This window comes from Nocardioides sp. YJ-D4, assembly GCF_054031495.1.
The window spans coordinates 5,826,009-5,848,516 of the sequence record NZ_CM132932.1; the positions used below are offsets into that span (position 1 = coordinate 5,826,009).

The window sequence follows — 22,508 nt, forward strand, 5'->3', positions numbered from 1 at the left end:
CTCGCCCGGGCCGCGCGTCGCGTACGCCCTCGAAGTTGGCGTGTTCGGATGCGCGTAGCGATCCGGAAGCGCGAGGAAGCGGCGATGTGCCGTAGCGTCTGCGGTTGTGGGTGTTGGTGATGTCTCCAAGCGGATCCTGATCGGTCGCAAGCTCCGTAGCTCTCAGCTCGGCGAGACGCTGCTGCCGAAGCGCATCGCGCTACCCGTTTTCGCCAGCGACGCCCTCTCCTCGGTGGCCTACGCGCCCGACGAGATCTTCATCATGCTGGCGGTCGCGGGAGCCTCGGCGTACGCCTGGTCCTGGAAGATCGGCCTGGTCGTCGCCCTGGTGATGCTGACCGTGGTCACCTCCTACCGGCAGACGGTGCACGCCTACCCGAGCGGCGGTGGCGACTACGAGGTCGCGACGGTCAACCTGGGGCGCAAGGCTGGCGTCACCGTGGCCAGCGCCCTGCTGGTCGACTACGTGCTGACGGTGGCGGTGTCGATCTCCAACGCCGCGCAGTACGCCGCCAGCGCGATCCCCAGCCTGATCGGCCACGAGGTGCTGGTCGCCTCGATCGCGATCGTGCTGCTCACCGCGATGAACCTGCGCGGCGTACGCGAGTCCGGGACGTTCTTCGCGGTCCCGACCTACCTGTTCATGTTCGCCATCCTCGGGATGGGCCTCTACGGCCTGTTGCTGCTGGTGAACGGCAACCTGCCCGAGGCGGAGAGCGCCTCGCTCCAGATCCGTCCCGAGGAGGGCTGGGAGGGCACGCTCAACCAGGTGGCGCTGATCTTCCTGCTCGCCCGCGCGTTCTCCTCCGGGTGTGCGGCGCTGACCGGTGTCGAGGCGATCTCCAACGGCGTACCCGCCTTCCAGCGGCCGAAGAGCAAGAACGCCGCCACCACGCTGCTGCTGCTCGGCCTGATCGCGATCACGATGATGATGAGCATCATCGTGCTCGCCAACCAGATGAGCATCCGCTACGTCGACCCGCACGCTCTCGACAACCTCCGCACCGCCGCCGGCGACGCCGTGCCGGCCGGCTACGAGCAGCACCCGGTGATCTCCCAGATCGCGGCTGGCGTGTTCACCGACTTCCCGCCGGGCTTCTACTTCGTCATCACCGTCACAGGCATCATCCTGGTCCTGGCCGCCAACACCGCCTTCAACGGCTTCCCGGTGCTCGGCTCGATCCTGGCCAAGGACGGCTTCGCGCCCCGGTCCCTGGGCGCGCGCGGCGACCGGCTCGCCTACAGCAACGGCATCGTGTTCCTGGCAGTGCTGGCGATCGCCCTGATCGTCATCTTCGACGCGCAGACCACCAAGCTGATCCAGCTCTACATCGTCGGCGTCTTCGTCTCCTTCAACCTCAGCCAGCTGGGCATGATCCGCCACTGGACCCGCCACCTGGCCACCGAGCGGGACCCCAGCGAGCGGCGCCGGATGCAGCGTTCGCGGGCGATCAACACCTTCGGCCTCGGGATGACCTCGGTCGTGCTGGTGATCGTGCTGATCACCAAGTTCCTCGCCGGTGCGTGGATCACGATCCTGGCGATGGGCTTCTTCTACGTGGTCATGCTGGGGATCAGGCGCCACTACGACAACGTCGCTCGCGAGCTGGCCGCCGACGAGCAGGACAAGGTCATGCCGACCCGGGTCCACGCGATCGTGCTGGTCTCCAAGCTCCACAAGCCGACGCTGCGAGCGCTGGCCTTCGCCCAGGCGACCCGGCCCAACGCGCTCGAGGCCGTGACGGTGTCGACCTCCGACTCCGACACCGCCGAGCTGCTGAAGCAGTGGGATGAGCGCAACCTGCCGATGCCGCTGAAGGTGCTCCACTCGCCCTACCGCGAGCTGATCCGCCCCGTCGTCGAGTACGCCTCGGCGATCCGTGACGCCAACCCGCGTGGCGTCGTGGCCGTCTACATCCCCGAGTACGTCGTCGGCCGCTGGTGGGAGCAGCTGCTCCACAACCAGACGGCGCTGCGGCTCAAGGGCCGGCTGCTGTTCACCCCGGGCGTCATGGTCATCTCCGTGCCCTACCAGCTCGCCTCCGGCAAGGAGCGTGCCGAGGAGCTGCGCGAGGAATACTGGCTCGCGCCCGGTCTGCGCCGCGGAAGCGGACGCCGATGAGCGGGCGTCGGCGGCCGGCGCCGCAGGGCGGGCGTCGAACCCGTCCGAAGGCGTCCAAGGGCGAGTCGTACGTCGGGCGGCGCTTCGAGGTCGAGGTCGGCCCGGTCGCCCACGGCGGCCACTTCGTCGCCCGCGTCCCGCTCGACGACGCATCTCGGGTGGTCTTCGTACGCCACGCCCTCCCCGGTGAGCAGGTGGTCATCGAGATCACCGAGGGCACGGCCGGAGACCGGTTCTGGCGCGCGGACGCCGTCTCGGTGGTCTCGGCCGCAACGGAACGGGTCGTTCCGCCGTGTCCGTACGCCGGTCCCGGCCTCTGCGGCGGCTGCGACTTCCAGCACGTCTCGGTGGCCGCTCAGCGCGAGCTGAAGGCGACGGTGGTGCGCGAGCAGCTGGTCCGCCTCGGCGGCCTGTCCGCCGAGGACCCGCTGGTCGCCGGCCTGGTCGTCGAGGCCGTCCCCGGCGACGAGGACGGGCTGCGCTGGCGGACCCGTCAGCGCTACACCACCGCCCCGGGCGGCGGCCGAGGAATGCGGAAGTACCGCTCCCACGACGTCATCCCCGTCGACGACTGCCTGATCGCCACCGCCGACGCCCGCGAGCCGGGCGCCGGGACGGTCGTCGAGACGGTGGAGGTCGGGGGAGCGGAGCACTCCTTCGAGGTCTCCGCCGACGGCTTCTGGCAGGTCCATCCGGGCGCGCCCGCGGCCCTGGTCTCCGCGGTGCTGTCCGCCCTCTCACCCGCCCCGGGAGACACCGTCCTGGACCTCTACGCCGGCGTCGGCCTCTTCTCCGCCTTCCTCGCCGACCGGGTGGGCCCCACCGGCCGCGTCGTCGCCGTCGAGGGCGACCCCACCGCCTCTGCGCTCTCGGTCGGCAACGTCCCCGCCGCCGAGGTGAGCGCCGGCGACGTCGCCACCGTCCTGGGCCGTCTCGAGGACGGCCCCTTCGACCTCGTCGTCCTCGACCCGCCCCGCGAGGGCGCCCGCCGGAAGGTCGTCGAGGCCGTCGTCGCGCGTTCGCCTCGGAAGGTCGCGTACGTCGCCTGCGACCCCGCCGCGCTGGCCCGCGACGTCGCGATCTTCGCCGAGCACGGCTACCGGCTGCGTACGCTGCGCGCCTTCGACCTTTTCCCGATGACGCATCACATCGAATGCGTTGCATTGCTATCGAAAACCGGCTCTGAACAGCAGTGATTCGATTCGAGACTTCGCGGTCGATCTCCTAGAACGGGCCTTAAGGCTCACTTTGGGCTCGGTTTCGCAAGCGAGCCCAGCTCAAGCGTCTGGGCAACCTCGCGCGCGTCCGCGGCCGCGACGGTATGGGAGCGCGCAGAACATCCCGTAGACGGTCGCTGAGCGCGTCTACGGGATGGGGCGCGGAGTCGTTCGTGGTCCCCGAGGGCTCTCAGAGCCCGGCCGCTGGGCCGTCGCTTGTCTCGGAGCCAGGTGCGAGGCGCTCGGTAGCTGAACGGTAGTCGGGCACGACGAGTTTGCGGTTGATGTAGTGCCGCTCGGTTACCGTCTTGGAGGTGTGGCCGAGCTGGTTCATGGCGGCCTCGGCGTCGTAGACCTCGTCGATCTGTGTCGCTACGGTGCGGCGGAAAGAGTGGGGCGTGACGCCCTGGAGGACCGTGAGGTCGGCGTAGTCGTCGAGCAGGCGAATGTGGCGCAAGCGGCCTTGGATGTTGGTGGGGTAGTGCCAGGTGCCGTTCCGAGTAATGAACACCGCGTCCAGGTCGTTGGGCGTCTGGGCAACCTTCCGGCGCCGCAGCAGCGCCGCCGCCCAGTCGGGTAGCGCGATCGGGCGGATCGCTGCGTCGGTCTTGCCGTAGTCGATTCGCTTTCCCTTCGAGGTGATCTGGCCGTTGACCATCAGCCACGGGAACCAGCCTTCGTCGTCGCGACGCTCAGGTGGGGCAATGAGCTCGACGTCGGACCAACGCAGCGCCAGCAGTTCACCGATGCGCATGCCGGTGGCGACCAGCATCTCGACGATGTCGGGCAGGTCGACGCTCTTGGGTCCGTTCCGCTTGTCGGCACTGGCCCACTCGCGGATGGCCATTCGCACGGCATCAAGATCTTCCACAGGGACCGCTTTCTTCTTGTGCCGCGGCACCGGGACCGAGGGGACAGCGGCAGCCGGATTGCCGTTGATCGCCTCGTGGAAGATCGCCATGTCGAAGGCGCGCACTAAGACGCTGCGAATGCGCTTACGCATGTCAGCCGAGACCCTCGAGCTGTCCAGCGCGGCTTGGATGATCACCGGCCGTACGTGCCGGAGTTGGTACGCGCCGAGCGGCTGATCGGTCTTGTCGCTGTCCAGGACCCAGCGGATGTGCGAGCGGTAGTACCCCAAGGTCTCCGTGCTGGGACCGCCGTCCGCCTGCTCCATCTTCTTGAACCAGAGGTCGAGAAGATTCTGAACGGTGTCGTCGGGCGCGAGCGTGCCGTCGCCGAAAGTGCCGGTGTGGTCGACGAAGAACGCCTTGAGGTTGGCCCTCGCCTTGATCTTGGTCTCACCGTTCTTGCGGTACTGACGCACCACACCATCGACGTCGCAGAATCTAGCGCGCGCCTGCCACGACCCGTTCTTCAACCGGACGCAACTGATCTCACCGTAGGTGCCGACCATCAGTCGTTGTCTTGCCATTCTTTTCTCCTTTCGACCTCAGGCGACCTCGTCGGGGCCAGTCGCCCGCAGGGCAGCCCCTCGCAAGCGACTGGTGCGGCGACGGGTGCGGACTGATTTCTGAGGCTGAGGCGAGGGGTCGTTGTCGATGTCCTCGTCCTCTGGGAAGGAATCCTCATGGGCCCGCAGCCATCGGTCGAGCTCGGAGAGTCGGTACTTGAGCCGGCCGCCAGCCTTGACCGCGCGCGGGCCGTAACCCGGCCGGCGAACGCGCCACGTCAGCAACGTGGCCTTAGGAACGCCGAGATAGCCGGAGGCGTCCTCCGTGTTGAAGAACGGGTCGGAGGCCATCTCCTCCGACGCGCTCTCCTGGACCCGCGGCGCGCGTTGAGAGATGTTGATCGTCTTGGAGTTGGGCATATGGGTCAGGTGCGCGGGGACGCCCATGGATCTTCGAGCGGGCGTCGGCGCGTAGGTGCAGGCGAATGTGATGTGCGGTCAGCGGATTTCATCGACGCGAACGAGCTCGGCCTGGCGCTCGAACAGATGGCCGATGTCTTGGCCGAGGACGAACGGCCACTAGCGGAGGATGGGCGTGCCGATATGGTTGCGCTCGCTGGCCGCATGCAGACGGGTGGCCGGGTTTCTCGAACCCTCGGTTTCCGTCCTGCGAGATGAACCCGCTGCCGACTCATCAACGGACCTCGCGGCCGGCGCGCATACGCGGCGGTGTGACGCTGGTTCGCTTATGCCTTGCCGCGGCGACTCGAACAGGAGGTTCGGATGGATCGTTCGCACGACGAGGAGATTGCCGGGCCATCGCACAGCCTCCTGATCCGGTTGGCCGACCGGATTTCTTGCCGAGGACATCACGTTGTTCGCGGAATTCATCGATGCGAACTAACTCGGCCTCGCCCTCGAACAGATGGCCGATGTCTCCCGGAGGACGAACGGCCGCTGAGGGAAGGCGAGCGTGCCGACATGGTGCGCTCGCCGGTCGCATGCATATGGGGGGTCGGGTTCCTCAGGCCCTCGCGCTCCATCCTCAGCTAGGACGACTCCTCCTTCTCGGGGTCAGTTGGCTGCCGCGCCTTGAGGATCGCGCGTAGCACGCGCTCGGAATCCTCCAACGGCATTGGGCGCGCGCGTTCCACGACCGGCCACCGTTTGGGCGCTCCGGATGGCGGACCGAGCCCCAAGTCGTCCCGGTAGGCATGCAGGAACTCACTCATTCGATCCTCGACGAACCGTTGGAGGAGGAACCATGTGATCTCGTCGTCGGGTCCGGGAGTGTGCAATGCCGCGCGCTCGGCGCTGGCAATGTCACCGAATAGGCGGACCAAGGCCTCGGCCGATGTCACGACGGTGTACCCCCGCGCCAGGCGGCGGACACAGTCCAGTGCTGCAATCAGGTCCGGCATCGCAGACAGGGGGAACGCGCCGCGCTCCTCGTCGCTCAACTCCGTCTCGCCCGCCTGAGCCCGTTCCCCAAGCGCATGGAGTGCATGGACGTACCTGCGCTGGCGCTCGACTGCAGCCAGGAAGTCGTCGTACGCCGCCCGGCGTTCGTCGGCGAATCGCTCGATCCCGTGCGCCCTCCGGTTCCGTCGGTCCACAACGGCGTCATAAGCGATCTTCGCGAGCACTCCGAAAGCCGAGAATCCCCCGGCTACCAGCGCAAGCGCCAGGGCGGATGTGTCATCGGCAGCCATCCCCGCACGATAGCCAAACCGCGGGCCTCACGTTTGGCGAACCGGGGTCAGGACCTGATCGTGTCGACGGCGATCCCCTCGAGTGCAGATTCTGCCCCTGAAGCGGCGGTGTGACGCACCTTGCTACCTGGGACTCGATCAAGGCACGACGATGACCTCCACGGCAAACTCGCGGCCATCTCGTGTTCGGCGACCTGAAAGGTCGTGAACCAAGGTGTGTCGATCGCGCAGCGCCCGGTTCGGGTCCCATACGACACACAAGAGAGTCTTGGCAGCCGAGTGTCTCGGGTAACTCTCGATGTCGATCCGCAGCTCGTCGCCAATCGAGCCGTGATTGCTCTCCCGCACGAACTTGAGTTCGATAACCGTTGAGATAGTGCGGAGAACAACGTCGATACGCTTCGAGCGCCCGGCCTGCTTCTCTGTTGGGTCTTCGAGTTGCGCGTCGGGGAAGACTCCTCGCAGCATGCAGAAGAGGAGGTCGCGGACCTGCTCCTCAGCCGAGAACTCCAAGCCGGACAAGCCTTGTCGAGCCGTCCGGCTCAGGTGGTTCACTGCTTCCGGCAGAGCTGCAACGATGTCGCGTAACAAATGCCGACGGTCGTGCTCGTACGTGCGACCAATCACGTCGAATCGCCCTGGGATCGCGCTGCACAGCAGGTTTTCTAACTCGGAGCCGAGAAATGCGGCGAGGCAGTAAAGTGAACCCTGTCCCGCAGCCGAGGCCCAGACGTTGTATTGCCGCACCTCAGTCGCGATCCTTTGGTCGTCGACGGTATCCAATGCCACATCGGCAGCTAGTCCGCGGTTGATTTCGCCGAGGAACTGCTCGTGTGCCCATGCGCCTGAGACGTAGCGGACCATTTCGGCGGGGTGCAAGCGAATCCGCACGTAGGTTGGAGTTGGATCGTCATCCTCGAGGAACATGTATTGGTAGATGACCCCCTCCTCCGCGAGCGAGCGCAACTCCTGCTGAACTTCTTCACTGACGTGGACAAACTCGCGATCGAACACCGTGACCATGGGGTCGATTCTGTACGGTCCGTGGACCAGTGACCACAAAGGACGCGGGTTCGACGTTGCTCAAGCAGTCGTCGAGCCAAGCACGCCGCAGTCCAAGGCCCCAGAGGACTACCTCTCGGCGCCGAGCACCGACCTAGTTGACGATCACGCCGTGCTCGGCACTTACCTGGGTTCGTTCCCGGCGAGTGCCGACTGCATGACGGCGACTTCGGTATGATCGGCGCGGGATCGTGACGTATGTCGGTGGCTAGGTGCAGAGTGTGGTGGCCGGGACCGATCGACGAGGGGAATTAGCACAGTGGGCGCGCCATATGTTTCGATAAAGCGGCTCGCCGACAACTCGCTTGCAGCAATGCTCTCGGCGGTAGAGGTCTACAACAAACCACAGATGACCTACCGCGACGAGGTGACAGTGATGCTCGTCGTGAATGCCTGGGAGCTGGCCCTGAAGGCGACGCTCCGGCAGAAGAACCGCTCGATCTTCTATCCCAAACAGCGTGGCGAACGTTACCGGTCGATCGGGATCGATGACGCCCTCGGCAGAATCAGCGCAAACAATCTATGGCCGGCCGGCCTGGACGGTGGCCCCGTGACTGCGAACATCAAGGCACTCACGGAGTACCGCGACCGCGCCATCCATCTCTACAACGCGCAGGGTCTGGGCGCGGTGATCTATCCCTTCCTGCAGCAAAACGTGCTGAACTATCGGGACTTCATGCTTGCCAAGTTCAAGAAGGACCTGGCCGACTCCATGACGTGGCAACTGCTGCCGCTTGGCGCAACCGCGCCTTCTGACGCCGTGCAGTTCATGAGAGTCGACCGTAACGCCACAATGGTCGTCGAGGTCGAAGAGTTCATCAATGAATTGCGCGAATTGATGGATTCTGCGGAGAACTCGGGCGGTGATATGGCGCGAGTCGCAACAGTCTACGACATCAACATGCAGTCCGTGAAGAAGATGTCGAGCGCGGACCTCGTGGTGGCGGTGTCGCCGACGGCCGATGGCCAAGTGGTCGTCCGGAAGACCGATCCGAATCAGACCCACCCGTATAGCGCAACGGAGTTGCTAAACAAGGTGAATGCGAAGCGAAACGGGCGGGACCTAACGAGTTACGACATCCAGGCGATTTGCTGGAAGGAATCTCTGCGCGAGAACTCAATGTACGCCTGGAAGCACAGCAATGGCGCTACGCACGTCTGGTCGGGCGACGCACTTTCCTACTTGGCGTCGCTCTCAGACCAGCGCTACGACGATGTTCGAGCAGAGTACGGCGCCGAGCGGCGTCGGGCCAAGGCGAGCCACTAGAGAGGTACCTGACGGGCCACGAGCCTGGGCGCTCGACCAGCGCGGTCAATCCCGAGTTGGCAGGCAAGACGTTGAGTTCGACCCCGGCGTCGGCAGACGGCGAACGCATACTGGCGATCGTCACGTCACAGTGGGCGAACTGACGCGGCCTGGCCCGAACGACATCAGAGCGAAGGTGGATGACCTTCGGTGCGCGCTGCGGACGGCGTCCGCGTGCGTGTACTGATCCCGGAGGGAACCTCGGTAACGATTGCGGCGTAGAGGTCGGCGCGACTACGGGCGGCGTTGGACGGTGGTGCGATGGAACCTGGGTCGTGCCTCAGACGAGTGCCGATGATCGCAAGTAGCTCGGAGTCGCCAACTTTCTCGATGGGGGCAAAGCGCCCGCGTGGTGGTTTGACCAGTGCGGGGCTGTCGGTGTCGATGCGAGGGAGACTCGTTCGTCTGAGGATGACGTTGTTTCGGACTCCGTTCTCGATGAGGTCGGCTAGGCGGGCGTCGACGGCGGTGAATCGTTTGTCGAAGGCTGCGAGCATCTTGTCGTCGAGCGTCAGGTCGGCAGGCAGGGTGACGGTTCGGGCAATGAGGTTGTTGGACTCTTCGGCCGCTGCGGCGCCATGGCTGGCAGGACCCGGATGGACGTCGCGGAGTGCGTGCCCGATCAGCCTGTATGTCTCCGCTCTGGTCTGCCAACGGCGCTGGAGGTCGACGTTGGTGGTTCGAGCCGCGAGTTCTGCCGATACGGCCATCTGGGATGACGCCGCAAGGCGGAGGTTGATCGGTGCGGCTGATGCGGGGAGGCGTACGAGGAGGTTCTGCTCGGCTTGGAGGACGCCGAGGATGCCGGGGCGGGCTGGGCCGCGGATGAATCTCAGCGGTGGGCGCCAACCGCGGTGGTCGACGGTGTAGTCGGGTGGGCCGATGCTGGCTTCAAGACCGGTGGCCAGGGCGCTCCAGCCGAGCCGGTCGCGGTTGAGGAGTTTCTCCCAACCGGGAGTGCGGGTGTAGCGGCGGTCGAGGATGACCAGCGCTTGGACGACCGCGGCGACGTCCTTGAGTACGGTGTGACATTGGGCGGCGTCGAGCAGGCCGTGGCCGGCGCCGGCATGGAAGTCGTGCTCGCCTATGGCTGCTGCAGCGGCTATCTGTCGCCAGGACTCCACAAGCTCGATCTCGTGGGGCCTGCTCAGCTCCTCCAGCGGTGGGAGCGGTGCGGTCGAGGCGTCGATGGCTCGCTCGAGGCTGGCCCGCAGGAGATCGTACGGTGCGTCGGCACGCTTGGTGTGGTGGTGATCGAAGAACTCGTTGGAGCCGAGGTACGGATCCGCCGCGATCACAGCTTGTCGGCACCAGGTCAGGACGCCCTGTCGGTAGCGACGAATCTGCGCGCCGTACTCCTCGCGCCGCTCGCTGGCGGGGGACGTGTCCAGTCCGCGGTTGTCCCTGAGCTGCTGTTGGACACGATGCTGGCGTAACAGCGTGGTCAGTCCGGCGCGGATGACGCCGCCGTTCTCCCCGTAAGTCACGACGGCTCCGTCGGGTCGATCCAGGCGGGCAACACGCGTACGCCCTGTTCGCCGGCGCCCTGGTCGACGGCCCATGCGTCAGCGAGGTAGGCGTTTGCGAGCTCGATGTGTAGTGGGTCGAGGCCGAACGTTCCGAGATCGGTGACCGCCTGCAGCGCCAACCGATAGAGGGTTGGGGGATCGCCGACAGGGACATCAGTGAGCCCCGGAACCGAGTTTCCGTGGACGGAGTCGAGGTAGATCAGTGCGCGGTCGTAGGCGACTGAGCCGAGGACGGTGGTCGCGGTGTCGGCGAGTGCAGCGATGTAGGAGCGCACCTCAGCGATGACGATGGCGTGGGCGAGAAGCATGATTCGGACTCCTTCGAATGAGCGATGCCTTCCTGGTGACGCTCCCAGCGCCCGCTGCGATTGGCGCTGCGGAATCAGACGTCTGTGGACAGCTGCGAACCGAAGCGCCACTGAGAGCGGTCGCTGGCCCCGCCGAGACGATCCATGAGGTCCTGGGTGCGCTCGTGGGCAACCTCGTCCTCGAGGCGACGGCGCGTGGTGAGGTCTTCGCGTACGAACTCCTGAAAATCGGCGTCCCGGTTCTCGATCGCCCGCTCGATAGGTGCGGCCCCCGGTGGTTCGCCCGGCCAGGCCGCCTGCCGGGTCGGTCGGTCGCGGTCGAGCTTGGTGCCGTTGGTGGTCACCCAGTCGCGTAGTCGATGTCGGGCTTCGGCGAACTCGCGGTGCCAGGCAAGCGGGGCCCCTGGTGGTGCTTCGGGGTCGTAGGCGTTGAGCCAGGCGGTGTGCAGCGCGGAGAGTTCCCAGACGAGCTCGTCGTGCCGATGCCAGAAGGGAGGGACTATGGCTGGTTGGAGACCGTAGGCGTATCGGAGCCAGTCGACCCAGGCGTTCAGGTCGAGCCATTCGCTCTCGGCTTCCTCGGCGGTGAGTAGGTTCCAGTTGATCGGCCGGAGGATCTCGCTGGTGGCGCCGCCTTCGTACGTCGTGGCCATCGCTGCCCTCAGATGCCTAGCGCGTGGTCGATCGCCTCGGTCGTTGCGACTGGCGCCGGCGCTGCGCCAGCGGTGTTGCGGCACTGGACCTCGTAGCTCGTGCGGGTGAGGTCGTGGCCGATTCTCCGCGCTACGAACTCCTCGCGGGGGACCTTCTCGCCGTCGCGGTCTACTTCGTACTCGTTGACGTAGCCGGCGGCGACGAACGAGTCTCCGACGCGGAACTGCTCGAAGGCGCGCTTGGCCGCGGTGTCGTACGCGATGAGGTCGCCATGGACGGAGTCGAGCTTGGTGAAGGAGCCGTCGGGTTCCTTTCGGAACTGCTCCACCCCGAAACGGGCATGGAACCGTGGACTGCGGTCGCGGGTCTTCGTCAGTTCCGGGGCGGTCGCGATGTAGCCGTGCAGGCTGAGGTGGGTGGGGATCGACATGACCTGCCTCCCGATCGCACGACACCGCTTGTCGGTGTCGCTCTCGGAAGTCAGGTGCACACGGCCACCCGAATGCCAGAGAACCGTGCTCGGCTGCCCCTGCCTTCGGGCCCGCTTGGGCGCGTCGACAGGACGCAGTGGCAACAGGCCTCGATCGGGATCGCTCACATGTTCGATATACGATCAGTCTCGAGGGTCGATTCTCGCAACGATATGGAGGACGACTTGCCGCGTACGCCGCCGTTTCACACCTGGGTGGACTCGTCCGGTCAGTTCGGTCTCAACAGCGGTCCGGGGCTTCTGCTGGCGTGGCGGCGTAGGCCTGAGTCCGGGCTGAAGATCCGGAAGGAGTCCGAGTGGCAGTGTCTGGTCATCTCCGCGGGAACGACGACACCGGCCAACCGTGAGGGCCTGTGGGTCTATCAGCATTGGATGAACCCAGCACATGTGCGGCCGATCGCGGCCGAGAAACCTTCCATGCAGCAACGGAAGCACCACACGAATCAGGCGTCGTCCCGACGCTTGCTGCCAATACACGCCTGGGTGGATTCGTCCGGTCAGTTTGGGCTCAGGAGTGATCCAGGGCTTGTGCTGGCGTGGCGGCGTACGTCTGAGTCCGGGCCAGGCACCCGGAGAGAGTCGGACTGGCAGTGCTTGGTGATTTCGGCGAGCGAGCCATCACCTACGAGCACTCAGGACTTGTGGGTCTATCAGCGTTGGATGAACCCGGAGCATGTGTGGCCCGTCGATGCGGAGAAGCCGCCGGCGAGGCGGTCGAAGCCCCGCTGGAGGGCGGCTTAACCGCCTGGTGGCAGCGGGCGATGTCCCAGCTGTTGCTCCGTCGCCGCACGGAGTTGGGCGAGCATGTGGCCGTCTGGGCGGCGGGTCCAGGGGCGCAGGTCGGTGACTATTGGCGGGGTGGATCGGAGCAGGACGAGGCCGGTGCCAAAGGGGAGGGTGCGGATCGTGTCGGGCGGGAGGATGGGTACGCGGCGGGTGGAGCGTTGCAGTCCGCGGGAGCCGTGGTCGCCGATGGTGATGGTGTCGGTCTGTTCATCGCGTTCGCCGATGAGGGTGGAGAGGTCTTGGAGGTCGCGGGCGGCTGCGGTGCCGCCGAGGATGACCTTGACGATGGCGGCGTCCCAGATGGCGGTGGCGGCGTGGTCGCCCCACCTGTCTCGGGCCTGGGAGAGGGACTGGAGGACGGGCATCGTGGTGATGCCGGTGCCGCCGCCTTCGGCCATCAGGGTGGGGAGTGATGGGAGCGGGGCGAGGTTGCCGATCTCGTCGAGGGCGAGGAGCAGGGGTGGGTCGAGGCGGGCGCCGGGGGAGCGGGCGGCGAGGTGTCTTGCGGTCTCGACGAGGTCCTCGATGAGTGCGGCAACGAGTGGCCAGGATGCGCCGGCGCCGGCTCCGGTGGCGAGCAGGTAGAGCGTGCCGTTGTCCTCGAGGAACCTCGTAGGGTCGAACGCTTCGTCATCAGCGGGGCTGACGGCATCGAGGACGCGTGGGTCGGCGAGTGCGGCCAGGGCGAGGGAGACGCCCATCCAGATCGAGTCGCGGGTACGTGGGTCGGACTCGATCATCGAGTCCAGTGACTCCGCCCACCCGGTTGCGGCGTCTGGTCGGCCGGCAAGGATGGCCACCGCGTCGGCGGCTGCGGAGGGGGAGAGGGTCCAGGAGAGTAGCTCGGCGGGCGTACGCCGGTCGAGGGCCGCGGCGTGGAGGAGTGCTTGGAGGGCGGTGCGGGTCTTTCCTTCCCAGAACCCGCCGCTCTCGACGCCGCCGGCTGAGAGTCCGGTACCTGAGGCGAGCCCGGTGGCGCGGATCATCGCGGTGAATGGGTCTTCGCAGCCACGTACGGGCGACCAACGCAGGCCGCTGGGGAGTCCTTCGGCGAGGTGTTGCGGGTCGAAGATGGCGACCGGTCCGCGTTCTCGACGGGCCTCGATCGTGATGGTGATGTTGTCGGGCCGGGTGGCGGTGGTGACGACCGCCCCGGGTGCGTCGAGGATCGCGTTGACGACCAGGTGCAGGCCCTTGCCGGAGCGCGGTGGACCGAGCACGAGCGTGGAGTCCTCGACCGAGCTCCAGATGCTGCGTCCGCGGGCGTGGCCGAGGGGGTACCCGACGTCGGCTGCGACTGGTTTGTTGAGGCTAGGGCGGAGGTTGTGAGCGCGCTTGAGTAGTGACCTCTCTGAGGCGACGCGCGTGACGTCGCGTCGAGTCGCGACGCCGTCGACGCGACGTACGTCTCGATTCGATGTCTCCCGCACGTGGCCGAGCGCCTGCCAGGTTGGCCAGCCGATGGCCGCAACGAAGGTGAAGAGGGTCGCGACGACGAGCCAGTAGGCGATAGGCGAGAGACCTGGCGAGCCGAGCGCGGCACCTGGATCGGGAGGATCGGCGATCACACCCAGGGCGCCGTCGAGTCCGTGTCGGGGTCTGGCGGTTCCAGTGATCCGTGCCGCGATCGAGCCGGCCAGCCGGAGCAACCCGAGGACGACAGCACCGCCGAGTACGACGACGAGACCGACATTGACCAGCTCGTCGTCGACCGGACGCGGACTGGGGTTCATGAACCGGCGCCTTGGCCGTCATCCACGAAGATGGCAGGCGTGTCCCCGGTCTGCCCGATGAGGAGCACACCATCGCCGTATCGCTGAAGGAGCGAGGGAGGCAGGCCTACGGCCACGGTGCCGTCGGACTCTGCGGTTCGCCGTGCCACCACGACCGCGACCATGACGTGCTCGCCCGAATCGAACTGGCCGCGGATCCCGGGCGTCGAAGGCTGGGTCGGAGACGGCCTGAGAGGTGCTGGGTTGTGATCGTTGGGCGTCTGGATGTCGATGTACTTCTCGCCGTTGGACTCGGTGATCTCGACGCGGATCGGGCCGAGGTCACTGACCAAGTCTTGGAGCAGCCCTGGTACCTGGTCGCGAGCGAACCCGAGTGGGACGTCGTACGGCTCTTTGTCGATGGTGACAGTGAGCCCTCCGTCCGCACTGACCTGGATCCGGACGGTCGGCAGGACGATCGGGATACCGGTCTCCGCGCGGCCGGTCATCACAGCCCCGGGCTCTCGACCGAGCTGGCATCTCGCGCCGGGTGACTCTGGTCGACCATGGTGGGCGAGCGAGCGGGATCGTTGCGATCCAGCCCTGGTGGTGTGCCGTCAGGGACCTTCTCGGTGTCGAGGTTGTTCAGGATGCTGACCGCCGCGCCGCGCACCCGGGCGGCGGTGTCCTGGACGACTTGCACTGGATCGGTGCCCGGGACCTGTGAGGCCCAGGTCGACACGTACGGGACGGTGTACTGGCTGCTGTCCATCCCATGCGCCCCGGTGACCATCATCGACACCCCTTCGGCCTCGACCTCCTTGATGCCGCGGTGTCGCGCAGCGTCTTGCTGCATGTCGATAGGGCTGTGCAGGAGTACGTGGCCGGCCTCGTGTGCGAGTGTGCGGACCATCGCGGCGTCGTCCATATCCACACGGACCGAGACCGAGCGAGTCATGAAGTCGGTCAGCCCGTTCGTGCCGCCGATAGCGGTCGCGTTCGACACCAGCCGTAGATCGAATCCGCGCTCGGTGATGTGCTCGGCCAGGGCCTCCCACAATCCGTCGGGGGCAGCACCTTCGAGCAGCTTCGGCTTGGGCGGCTCTGGAATCGGGTCTCCCTCGGTCTGGGAGATGTCCCAGACGTACGCCGGCCGTAGACCGGCCATCTTGTATCTCGTCGACTCTCCAGGCTTGGCCTGCTCGCCACTTGCGAGCCGCCGCCACGTGCTGGGATCTTCGGGCGTCTTCGACGCGACCCGGACCTTGACTGGCGCCATGATCTGAGTGCCTGGCTGTCCCTTCATCACGGATCGCCCGAGGCTCTGCCATTGGCGGAACCCGGCGACGTAGGTCGGTGCCGGCGTCGCTACCAACCCTTGTGCGTAGTTGTCTTCGTGTGCCTTGTGGATCAGGAGGACGTTGTGGAAGCTCCTGCTTCTGAATCTGGTCGCGAACTCCAGCGTTCGGCGCCAGTCATCGCCGGTGACCAGCCGCTCGACCTCGCCGACCAACCGCTCGTGCATTACCTCAAGCTGTACCTGACGTTTCGCCCGGGCCTGCGCCTTGTGGTCGGAATGCCTCGTTGGCGGTGCGTCGTCCTGGTTCCATGCCATGTGAGTGAGGTGCGCACCGCCGGACGCTCACGGAGATCAACTTCTCAAGGTACCGATACGCGCCGCTCAGGGTCCTGGTGAAGGGTGGCCTCTACCAGCCCATCGCGTCAGGCCGACGTGCATCAACTCGGTCGGTGGAGGGCGGGTAGGAGGCCGTCGGCCGTGGCGCGGAGCGCGCTCGGCGTGCCTTGGGCTCTGCGCTGTGTGCGTGGTTGTACCTGGCTAGTGCTTGCGCGAGCGCCGTACCAAGTGCTGCGCTCGCCTGGTTGGCGCTATCGACGGGGACGTCCAGGTGTCGGGCGATCTCGCGAACCGTCAGCTCACGCGCCTGGCCATCGGAGCACTTCGAGCCTGTGAACCGGTCGTCGTCCACGCCGAACCGAATGCCATGCAGCGGTGTAGCGATGGGATAGGCGTAGATGAACACGCGGCTCATCGTCGTGCGTTCCGTGGGACCAGAATCGATAGTTGTCCCATTCGACGCGGCCCGGTGAGAAGCCAGCCAGAGTTTCGATCCTGTCGAGCGCCTCGACAACGGGGGCGTCCCAATACAGAGCAGGCCCGGCGAATCGTGTCTGCGAGGACGAGGTTGGGTTCGTCATGCCGGCTCATGGCCATGAGGTGAGTGGCGCGATCCGGCGTGCTCGCGGAGGGGCGTGTCGAGCGCGCTTGCGCGGGCTGAGGTGTCGTACATGGCGAGTTCGGAGGGGTGCAACTGGTGTTGTACCGCGAAGGAGCGGTCCTTGATCCGCCACAGGCCTTGCCCGGTGCCGAGGGTTGGAAGTAGGGAGCGTTCCGTGCCGGTGAGTCCCAATGATTCGGCAGTCGCTCCGAGTTGGTCGGCCTCCTGACGGTAGACGACGCGGGTCTCAGCGTTGGCGAGCAACGAAGAGGCAAGGCCGCGAGCGGCGGAGCCTTGGTCGCCAACGTTCTCGAGGTCGGTGAGCTTATGGAAGATCAGCATATTGGCGATGCCGTAGTGACGGGCGAGGCGCCAATGCGCGTCCATGCGTCGCAGGAGCGCGGGGTGTTGCATGAGTCGCCATGCCTCGTCGTACACGACCCATCGCTGCCCGCCGTTCGGATCGAGGAGGGCGGACTCCATCCAGGCTGAGGCGCAGGTCATCAGAACCGAGATCAGGGTGGAGTTCTCGGTGACCCGGGAGAGGTCGAGGGAGACCATCGGGAGGGTCGGGTCGAACCGTACTGTCGAGGGGCCGTCGAAGAGTCCGGCGAGGTCACCGGCCACGAGCCGGCGCAGACCGTGGCCCGCCAGGCGGCCGTCCTCGGTTAGCCGGCCGTCACGGTCGTCGGCGCGGTCGGGGGAGAGCAGCCTGTCGACCACGAGGGGGAGGACGGGGACTTCGTAGGAACGGACGACTGCTGCGAGAGCGGTGTCGATCGCGGTGTGTTCCAGTGGCGTCAGCGGTCGGTTGAGCATGGTTTCAGTCAGTGCGCCGACGAGGTCGCGGCGTCGAGCGGCGACCTGGATGGCCCATTGGCTGTCGTCCATGCCGCCGGGCCGGTGGCCCTCGTCGAGTGGGTTAAGTCTGTTGGGCATGCCGTGCCCGAGAGCGATTGCTTGGCCTCCGACGGCCTTTGCGACCGGGGTGTGTTCTCCTTTGGGATCGCCCGGGACGTACACGCGTCGTCCGAAGGGGATCGACCGGGCGTACAGGCTCTTGGCGAGGGCGGACTTGCCGGAACCGACGATGCCGGCGAGCACGAGGTTGGGGGCGGTGATCAGGCCGCGGGCGTAGAGGACCCAAGGGTCATAGACGAACGAGGAGCCGGAGTAGAGGTCGGTGCCGACGAAGACCCCATCGGCACCGAGCCCACCTTCGGTGAGAAAGGGGTACGCCCCGGCGAGGGTCGCAGAGGTGTCCTGATGGCGGGGGAGTCGGAGCCTGCCCGGAGTCCGTAGGGCCGCCGGGCCCGGCTCGCCGGACCGAGGTAGGGGTCGCGTCGCGCGGCGCTCTGCTGTGAGGGCTTCAGACTCGGAGTGCCTCCGTGCGCGCATCTGGGTCCGGTCCTCAGAAATGAGGCGCTTGGCTAGGCTGCGGCGACGCTTGCGATCGCGGCGTGACTCCTGTTCGGGGGAGACCAGCGTGGCTGACTGGACGCGGTCGGTCATCGTTGGAGGCCGGTTCCTGCGATGGCGCGAGCACCGCCGACGGGTTGGTTGAGCGTCGGATCCGGAGGTGCGTACGCGATTCGGGCCTCGTTCTGACATGCCCTGTCGATGCCGCTTGCTGCCTGGGTCAGTATCTCGGCGGATCGGTGGACTTCCCATGAGACTGCGTATGAGGTTGCTCGTCCGCTGCGAGCGCTTTCTGCGACGCGGGCGCGGCCGGGCTCGAGGTGGTCGTGGATTCGGGCAATCTGGTGGAGGGACTGCGCCATCGAGTTGAGTGCGAGCGAGATGTCGCCAAGCAGGTCGTAGAGCTCGCCGGGGTCTTCGATTCTTCGGCTGCTGTGGGCGAGGCGGTGCAGGCTTTCGCGTGCTTGGGCTGCGTGGGTGCTTGAGTCGCTGTTCGGCATCGTGCTTCTCCGTTGAGGATGGGCGGACATGATGAAGGTGCGCGCCGCCGTCCACACAGCGGTGTGAGTCGAGTGCCCATCGCTCAGGTGACGAGAGGGATACGTGCTCGAGCCGTCTTCGCATGGTAGGAAGGTCGTCGGCTCGGGCGAGCTCTGCGACCGATCCCCCGCCGGTCGCAACGTTCGCCCGACCGCCCTATGCCGGTGTCGGTCAGATCCGTCTACACAGCGGAAGAGCTGCAGCGGCGAGAGCTTGGGCCTGCTGTCCCCAGAGTCGGCGTGTCTCTAGCGATGCCTGTACGGCTGCCTGCTCGACGGCAGCAACGACACGCTCGAGTTCGTCGGCATTGGCGGCCGAAAGTGTGAGGAGGCCGGTGAGACGAAGGAGGCCGTGGCCTGCGGTGAGGTCGGCTTCTTGGTGGAGGACGTCGGCGTACTCGGCGGATTGCTGAGCGTCTTCGATCTGGCCGATGCGTTGGCGTTGGGTGGCGTCGGAGATGTACTCGGTCTTCTTGCGCCGTAGGTCACGGGCGGCGAGATCCGTACGTATCGGGCTGTAGTGGAGCGAGATCGCGCGGCGAACCCCGGTGGTGTGCACGAGCGGTGCGAGGAAGCCGGGGTAGACCTGAGATCTGGGCCACTCGCTAATCCAGAGGACCACGTGGTGGGCGGAGTCGGAGCGTAGCGAACCCCAGGACTCGTTGACAGCGACCGGACCGGCAGAGGCGAGGTCGCGGCCGAGAGCTCCTTGGCGTTCGAGCGCGGAGGAGATGCCGGGGTCATAGGCAGCGCGGAGGATCAGCGCCAGCTCCCCGGGGGAGAGCCAGTCTCCAGGACTGAGCTCGGCGGCGCGCAAAGCCGCGGTCAGTGTCGTCATCTCCTGGCGGAGCACGGCTGCCGCGCCTCGGATGCCGTTGCCCGCTGCGCGGATGGCTCGGCTGGCGGCCTTGATATCGAGGGCGACAGAGATGGTGGTGGCGTGGTGTTCGCCGGCTGGGCCTGCTTGGCTGATCAGTTCGGAGTAGGTCTTCGAGGCCCAGGTGTCATCGCGGGCGCCGTGACTGTTCCACCAATCGGCTAGGCCTCGGCCTGAGTCGGGCAGGGTGCGTTCGAGGACCTGGAGAGAGGCGATGCGGCCTGAGCGGCAGGTCGTAGCGAGGACGCGGCCCCAAGCGGTGACGCGCCGTGCTTGTTCGGCTGGGTCGAGGAGGGTGAATGCCGGGTGGGTGACACCGATGATCGCCGTCAGCGTTGCCGCGTGCGGGTCATGGATCATGACTGCGGCGGTCTCTTCGTCGTGCCACTGGCGTAGCGAGGCGGCGTCGCCGGGCAGCGCGAGGGTGCCTGCGGGGCGTGGGTGCGCGATGCGGCGTTTGTAGGTGAGTTGGCCGGTGGCGGTGCGCCAGATCCAGATCGCGGCGATCGGGAGCCAGGCAACGATCCGACGTCCGCCGATGCTTCCCCAGGCGAGGGCTGCACAGGTAGCGACGACCGGTGTTGCAAGCAGGAGGCCAGCGCCGCCGGTGGTGTAGAGCGCAATGACGAGGGTGATGACGCCGATGCCGAGTACGACCAGCTGGCCCAGGGAGAGGCCGAGGATGATGCCGCGCTTGGCGAGGCGGGAGAACTGGACCGGCGCGAGCTCGTACGGCGCTGGGTCGGCGCTCACGGCTGCGCCCGAGGGCTCGTAGGCGGCGTCGGGTCGACGACGTGAGGAATCGGTCTCAGCGGGTGCGGCGCGTCAGGTGCCCCAGGTGCGGGGCGACCCTGATCTGTTCCGGAGGCCTGGGCAGAGTCCGTCTGGCTCTGCGCAGCGGCCCCGACGTACGTTCCTGCCGTCGGACCGGCGGTCGCACCCTCCTTCGCGACATGGAGTCCAGCCGCAGCTCCGGCGGCCACTGGGGTCGCAGAGGTCGCGGCAGCGGATCCGCCCTGCGTACTAGCCGCTGGCGTCGTCCCGCCAGCTGGTGCGGATGGCGTCGGGGACGGATGCGGCGTACCTCCAGTTCCGCTTCCGCCGGCGAGGACTCTCTGCGGTTGCATGAGGGGTTGGCGCACAGGGAGTGGGAGGGGGCGGTTGAGGGCGTGCTTGGTCTCCTGCTCGGCGGACATGGCGTGGTACATGTCGAAGCCCATGAAGTTGATGGCCTTGTAGGTCAGGTAGGGCGCGAAGCCGGCGATGAGGAGAAGTACGACGCCGGAAAGCGGCTCGGAGAGGCTGGTCAGGTCGGCGTCGATTGGGGCGGAGACCTGGCTGGTGGCGAGCAGGAAGATCACCACGACGACGAGCTTGGACAGGATCAGGGCGATTACGAACGATGCCCAGCGGGATACCCAAGTGCGGGTGTGATCCCAGGAAGCGCCAGCCAGAGCGAACGGGGCGAGCACGACCGCGATCAGGAGCATTGCCTTGCGAGCCAGCAGACTGAGCCAGACCAGAAACGTGGCGCCGATGAAGAGGCCGGCCATGATGATGGTGAGGATGATCCCGACGCTGGGGTTCTTCGTGCTGATCGCGCCGACCGACGCCGCGAGGACGGCCATCTCTTCGCCCATCTGGTCCATGTTGGTGCCTGCTGCTTGCACGATGCCGCGGGCGAGCTGGTCGGTGATCTCGAGGGCGGTGGCGAGGAGGCCGACGGCGAGGAAGGAGCCGATGACCGACTTGGCCAGGCCAAGGATCGCGCGGGTGAAGGCTGCGGGTTCGCGGCGGATCAGTCCGGTCATGATCTGGAGCAGGAAGAAGCCGAGCATCACCACGATCGCGATGCCGAAGACGATGTTGTAGATCCTGGTGAAATGGCCGGTGGTCAGATCGACCATCGTGGTGTCGTCGATGACCGTCCAGGTCGTCTCGATCAGGGCCTTCGCGGTGGCAGCCAGAGCATCGGCGAGCCATTGGAAGGGCAGGGTCGCCACGTTGACGGCTTGCTCGCCGGCGGTGTTGCAGACCTCGCTGATGCCGGGTACGTCGCACAGACTCATCGCTCACACCGACTGTCCGACGTTCCAGAAGAAGTTGATCAGGGTCACGCTGGCGCCGGTGACGATCGCGGCCCCTAGCGCAACCAGGACGCCGAGTTTTCCTCGGCCGGCGAGATGTGGGTTGCTCGAGTTCGCACCCAGGGCCCAGACGATCGCGGCGACGAGCAGTGCCAGGACCGAGAGGATCAGGGCAACGGTCATCATCGCGCCGACGATCTCGCGGAGCTGTGCGATGCCGGGAAGACCGTTGGTGTTGGGCGTGACGTTGACGCCGCTGGTGGTGGAGGTAGACGGGTCCAGGTGGGCCATTGGATGTCCTCTTGTAGGTGGTGCCGACATAACAAGAGGTGTCCTCGCCCTTCCGAAGGGTCCGGCTTACGTGACCGACTCAACCCGCGCCCAGGTCGACCAGCTGCAGAGCCAGATCGCCGACCTGCGTAGCGCCGAGGCCACCGCCCGGCCCGAGCGCGACGCCGCCAAGGCCGACGTCGAGCTCGAGCGCCAGCACGCCACCGAGCGCATCGAGGACGTACGCACCGGGCTCACCGAGCAGCGCGCCGAGGTGGCGCCGCGGCCAAGCAGCACTGCGAGGAACTCGCCGCCGCCCGGCCCGACCAGAAGAACGGTCCTGGCAGCGGCAAGGAAGCGAAGAAGTGACGCGATACCCAAGCTCGCCTGGCGTGTCAGGGACCTTCTTCCGTAGACGTCAACGGCCAGACACTCGGCCAGCGAGGCTGTTCTGGCAGTTCTCCCTGGCAGGCATGACCTGCAAGCCAGGCGATCACCAAGCCCCCATCGCCCCGTCACCGGGCTGGCCGGGCAGTTCGGGGAAAGGGAGAGAGGTGGGGCCCCACAACGTGAGCGGAAGCCCCGCATAGAGAAGGAGAACTTCCGCCGCTGAGCGCGCCGCGGCGGCCGGGCATACCTAATTCGGAGGAAGCGCATCGAAGGATTCGGCGACGAGGGAGGGTGCCGCATCCCTATCTTTGCCAACCGGCGAACACGGGTGGTGTCCGCCGCCTTGGTTCAACTGGGCTGGCGCCCTACCTCGTATC

General features: G+C 66.5%; 19 protein-coding genes. 4 read left to right on the forward strand and 15 right to left on the reverse strand.

Annotation, left to right across the window (positions count from 1 at the left end):
* Nucleotides 1–106 precede the first annotated feature (106 nt).
* Nucleotides 107–2,122: an APC family permease gene (locus ACW14X_RS27870; protein ID WP_160023112.1), complete on the forward strand. Its 2,016-nt coding sequence runs from the start codon at nt 107–109 to the stop codon at nt 2,120–2,122.
* A complete protein-coding gene (locus ACW14X_RS27875) occupies nt 2,119–3,318 on the forward strand; it encodes a class I SAM-dependent RNA methyltransferase (RefSeq protein ID WP_457164012.1) in 1,200 nt (399 codons plus the stop codon). Before ACW14X_RS27870 ends, ACW14X_RS27875 begins: the two co-directional genes overlap by 4 nt.
* 211 nt (nt 3,319–3,529) lie before the next feature.
* Here the strand turns inward: ACW14X_RS27875 and ACW14X_RS27880 are convergent, their stop codons facing one another.
* From ACW14X_RS27880 to ACW14X_RS27895, 4 genes are all read right to left on the reverse strand, one after another.
* Complete coding sequence (locus ACW14X_RS27880; protein ID WP_457164013.1) at nt 3,530–4,756, reverse strand: tyrosine-type recombinase/integrase; 1,227 nt, start codon at nt 4,754–4,756, stop codon at nt 3,530–3,532.
* Between the two features lie 36 nt (nt 4,757–4,792).
* Complete coding sequence (locus tag ACW14X_RS27885) at nt 4,793–5,200, reverse strand: helix-turn-helix transcriptional regulator (protein WP_457164014.1); 408 nt, start codon at nt 5,198–5,200, stop codon at nt 4,793–4,795.
* A gap of 602 nt (nt 5,201–5,802) precedes the next feature.
* On the reverse strand, nt 5,803–6,465 hold the full coding sequence (locus ACW14X_RS27890) for a hypothetical protein (protein ID WP_457164015.1): 663 nt from the start codon (nt 6,463–6,465) through the stop codon (nt 5,803–5,805).
* 138 nt (nt 6,466–6,603) lie between these two features.
* Nucleotides 6,604–7,488 carry a PD-(D/E)XK nuclease domain-containing protein gene (locus ACW14X_RS27895; RefSeq protein WP_457164016.1) on the reverse strand — a complete coding sequence of 295 codons (885 nt, stop codon included), beginning with the start codon at nt 7,486–7,488 and terminating at the stop codon, nt 6,604–6,606.
* Nucleotides 7,489–7,786: 298 nt separating this feature from the next.
* On the opposite strand from ACW14X_RS27895, the gene ACW14X_RS27900 reads away from it, so the two are divergent.
* On the forward strand, nt 7,787–8,794 hold the full coding sequence (locus tag ACW14X_RS27900; RefSeq protein WP_457164017.1) for a DUF3644 domain-containing protein: 1,008 nt from the start codon (nt 7,787–7,789) through the stop codon (nt 8,792–8,794).
* A 164-nt stretch (nt 8,795–8,958) separates the two neighbouring features.
* Here the strand turns inward: ACW14X_RS27900 and ACW14X_RS27905 are convergent, their stop codons facing one another.
* From ACW14X_RS27905 to ACW14X_RS27955, 11 genes are all read right to left on the reverse strand, one after another.
* Nucleotides 8,959–10,131 (reverse strand): hypothetical protein, encoded by a 1,173-nt coding sequence (locus tag ACW14X_RS27905; protein WP_457164018.1) that lies wholly within the window; start codon nt 10,129–10,131, stop codon nt 8,959–8,961.
* Between the two features lie 185 nt (nt 10,132–10,316).
* A complete protein-coding gene (locus ACW14X_RS27910; protein ID WP_457164019.1) occupies nt 10,317–10,670 on the reverse strand; it encodes a hypothetical protein in 354 nt (117 codons plus the stop codon).
* Nucleotides 10,671–10,744: 74 nt separating this feature from the next.
* Nucleotides 10,745–11,323, reverse strand: coding sequence for a hypothetical protein (locus ACW14X_RS27915; RefSeq protein WP_457164020.1), 579 nt, complete (start codon nt 11,321–11,323; stop codon nt 10,745–10,747).
* Nucleotides 11,324–11,331: 8 nt separating this feature from the next.
* Nucleotides 11,332–11,754, reverse strand: a complete 423-nt coding sequence (locus tag ACW14X_RS27920) for a single-stranded DNA-binding protein (protein WP_457164021.1) — start codon at nt 11,752–11,754, stop codon at nt 11,332–11,334.
* Between the two features lie 797 nt (nt 11,755–12,551).
* Nucleotides 12,552–14,333: a type IV secretory system conjugative DNA transfer family protein gene (locus ACW14X_RS27925; RefSeq protein WP_457164022.1), complete on the reverse strand. Its 1,782-nt coding sequence runs from the start codon at nt 14,331–14,333 to the stop codon at nt 12,552–12,554.
* Nucleotides 14,330–14,821, reverse strand: coding sequence for a hypothetical protein (locus tag ACW14X_RS27930; RefSeq protein WP_457164023.1), 492 nt, complete (start codon nt 14,819–14,821; stop codon nt 14,330–14,332). Before ACW14X_RS27930 ends, ACW14X_RS27925 begins: the two co-directional genes overlap by 4 nt.
* A complete protein-coding gene (locus tag ACW14X_RS27935; RefSeq protein WP_457164024.1) occupies nt 14,821–15,927 on the reverse strand; it encodes an ArdC-like ssDNA-binding domain-containing protein in 1,107 nt (368 codons plus the stop codon). The genes ACW14X_RS27930 and ACW14X_RS27935 overlap by 1 nt, the downstream gene beginning before the upstream one ends.
* Before the next feature lie 598 nt (nt 15,928–16,525).
* Nucleotides 16,526–17,653, reverse strand: a complete 1,128-nt coding sequence (locus ACW14X_RS27940) for an ATP-binding protein (protein ID WP_457164025.1) — start codon at nt 17,651–17,653, stop codon at nt 16,526–16,528.
* Between the two features lie 1,026 nt (nt 17,654–18,679).
* Complete coding sequence (locus ACW14X_RS27945; RefSeq protein WP_457164026.1) at nt 18,680–20,137, reverse strand: SCO6880 family protein; 1,458 nt, start codon at nt 20,135–20,137, stop codon at nt 18,680–18,682.
* A complete protein-coding gene (locus ACW14X_RS27950; RefSeq protein ID WP_457164027.1) occupies nt 20,134–21,453 on the reverse strand; it encodes a type IV secretion system protein in 1,320 nt (439 codons plus the stop codon). Before ACW14X_RS27950 ends, ACW14X_RS27945 begins: the two co-directional genes overlap by 4 nt.
* A gap of 3 nt (nt 21,454–21,456) precedes the next feature.
* A complete protein-coding gene (locus ACW14X_RS27955) occupies nt 21,457–21,762 on the reverse strand; it encodes a DUF6112 family protein (protein ID WP_457164028.1) in 306 nt (101 codons plus the stop codon).
* 70 nt (nt 21,763–21,832) lie between these two features.
* Between ACW14X_RS27955 and ACW14X_RS27960 the strand changes: the two genes are divergently transcribed.
* Nucleotides 21,833–22,156 carry a hypothetical protein gene (locus ACW14X_RS27960; RefSeq protein ID WP_457164029.1) on the forward strand — a complete coding sequence of 108 codons (324 nt, stop codon included), beginning with the start codon at nt 21,833–21,835 and terminating at the stop codon, nt 22,154–22,156.
* Nucleotides 22,157–22,508 lie beyond the last annotated feature (352 nt).